The organism is Variovorax sp. YR750, from assembly GCF_900109805.1.
In the GTDB taxonomy this organism is placed as follows: Bacteria; Pseudomonadota; Gammaproteobacteria; order Burkholderiales; family Burkholderiaceae_C; genus Variovorax; species Variovorax gossypii.
Genome location: NZ_FOBJ01000047.1, coordinates 1 through 2,564 on the forward strand (window position 1 = coordinate 1; position 2,564 = coordinate 2,564).

A 2,564-nucleotide genomic window follows, 5' to 3' on the forward strand; every position below is an offset into this window, starting at 1 on the left:
TGCATGCTGCGGATGAAGTGCGACAGCGCCTCGTGGCGCACCATCACGCCCTTGGGCTTGCCGGTGGAGCCGGAGGTGTAGATGACGTAGGCCAGGTGCTGCGCGTGCAGCGGCACCTCGGGGTCGTGCGCGGGCTCGCCCGACAGGTCGAGCCGATCGAGCGCGAGCATGGGCACATCGGGCAGCCGGTCGTGCAGATGGCTTTGCGTGAGCAGCAGCGAAAGGCCGCTGTCCTCCACCATGTACGCGAGCCGGTCCTGCGGATATTCCGGATCCAGCGGCACATAGGCCGCACCCGACTTGAGAACGGCCAGCACGCCCGCCACCATGTCCGCGTCGCGCGACACGGCAATGCCGACCTTGCTCTCCGGCGTGACGCCCGAGGCGATCAGCCGGTGCGCGAGCCGGTTGGCGCGCTCGTTGAGTTGCGCGTAGCTCAGCGATTCGCTGCCGCACACCAGCGCAATGACATCGGGACGCGCCCGCACCTGCTGTTCGATCAACCGGTGCACCGGCGGAGCATCGGCATGGCGCGACGTGTTGTTGCCCAGTGCCTGCAAACGAAGCCGTTCGCCGTCGGCAAGCAGGTCGATGGACATCACGCGCCGCCCCGGCTGCTGCGCCAGCGCATCGGCTAGCCCCCGCAGCGCGGCGTGCATCCAGTCGCAGAAGCACTGCGCGCCGATGCCGCGCGCGACCTGGGCAGCCAGCTCGAAGCCCGTGCCCTGGTCGTCCACCGCCATGGAGAACGGATAGTTCGTACGTTCCTCGCCGCCGATCACCTCGATGCCATCCCAGCCGGACGGCGCCTCGGCGCCCGGTGCGGCCTTGGGGGTATAGCGGTAGTTGAGCAGCGCCGAGAACAGCGGCACACCGCCGGCAAGGCCGCTGCATTTCTGTGCCTGCGACAGGCTCGCGTGTTCGTGATGCACCAGGTCGGTCAGCAGCGCGTGGGTCTGGCGCAGGCATTCGGCCACGCCCTGCCCGCCGATGCGAATGCGCAGCGGCAGGGTGTTGATGAACATGCCCAGCGCGCGCTCGACGCCCTCGCCGCCCTGCATGCGGCCGAACAGCACGGTGCCGAACACCACGTCGTCGCGGCCCGTGGTCCTGGCCAGCACCAGCGCCCAGGCCAGGTGGAACAGCGCGGCGGTACCGACGCTCTGGCGCTGGGCCTCTCGGCGCAGTTGCGCCGAAAGCGCGTCCGGCAGCACGAGGCGCACTTCCTCCACGCCGGTGCCGTCGCCCTGCACGTCGAGCATGTTGAAGGGTGCGGTCGGCTCCTCCACGTCCGCCAGCATTCGGCGGAAGAAGTCGTCGTGCTCGGCGCGGCTCACGCCCAGCCGGGCCTGCGCCACGTAGCGGCGGAACGGCATGGGCGCCGGCAGCTCGCCGTGGCGGCCCTGCTGGATGAGCGCGATCTCGTCGATGATGAGTTCGACCGTCGTGTGGTCCATCACCAGGTGATGGCAGGGCAGCTGCAGCAACCAGCGCGCTCCCTCGGCATCGTGCGCGGCAACGGCGCGGATCATCGGTGCCTGTCGCACATCGATGCGGTAGCGGCCGGGGTCCACGCGGGCGTCGAGGCGTTCGGCCACGCTGCCGTGCGCGGCCCCTTCGTCCTCGATCTCGTGCAGCCACTGCAGCCGCAGTTCGGCATGGCGCTGCACGACCTGAACCGGCTCTTCCAGTTGCTCCCAGTGCACGGCCGTGCGCAGGATGTCGTGGCGCGCGATGACCTGGTTGAAACTCTCGACGAAGCGCACCAGCCGCGCCTCGGTGTCGAAGCTCAGCAGGCACGGCGTGATGTAGGCATCGCCCTGCGACTGCAGCAGGTGATGGAACAGGATGCCTTCCTGCAGCGGCGCGAGCGGGTAGACGTCCTGGATGTTGGCGGCACCGCCGGGCACCGCCGCCTCGAGGCGCGCGACCTGCGCCGCGTCGAGCTTCACCAGCGTGATCATCTCCGGCGAGAGCGCGGTGCAGTCTTCGGGAATGCCGTTCGCCGGCACATCGACCTCAAGCCGCACCGAGTCGCGCGCCTCGGCCACGGCCAGCGCGAAATCCGCGAGCCGCGGCTTGCGGAACAGCGTGCGCACCTCGGCGCTCCAGCCCAGACGACGGACCTGCTCCAGCAACTGGATCGCCAGCAGCGAATGCCCGCCCAGTTCGAAGAAGTTGTCGCCGCGGCCCACGCGCTCAACGCCCAGCACTTCGGCCCAGATGCCGGCAAGCGCACGCTCGATGTCGTCTGCCGGAGCCTCGTAGGCATCGGCACCCGCGCGCTCGGGCACCGGCAGCGCCTTGCGATCGACCTTGCCGTTGGCATTCAGCGGCAGCGCCTCCAGCACCACGATCACCCCGGGCACCATGTGCTCGGGCAACGCCTGCAGCAACCTCCTCTTCAGCTCCGCCACATCGACAGCCTGCGTGCCCGAGACATACGCCACCAAGCGCGCCCCGCCCGCAGCCTGCTGCTGCGCCACCACCACCGCCTCGCGCACCCCAGGCTGCGCCAGCAACTGCGCCTCTATCTCCCCCAGCTCGATGCGGAAGCCCCGGAT

1 protein-coding gene is annotated in these 2,564 nt (G+C 69.7%); it reads right to left on the reverse strand.

From position 1 onward, the window contains the following. A partial coding sequence (locus tag BMY35_RS37450) for a condensation domain-containing protein (protein WP_143080854.1) occupies positions 1-2,564 on the reverse strand: 2,564 nt, incomplete at both ends.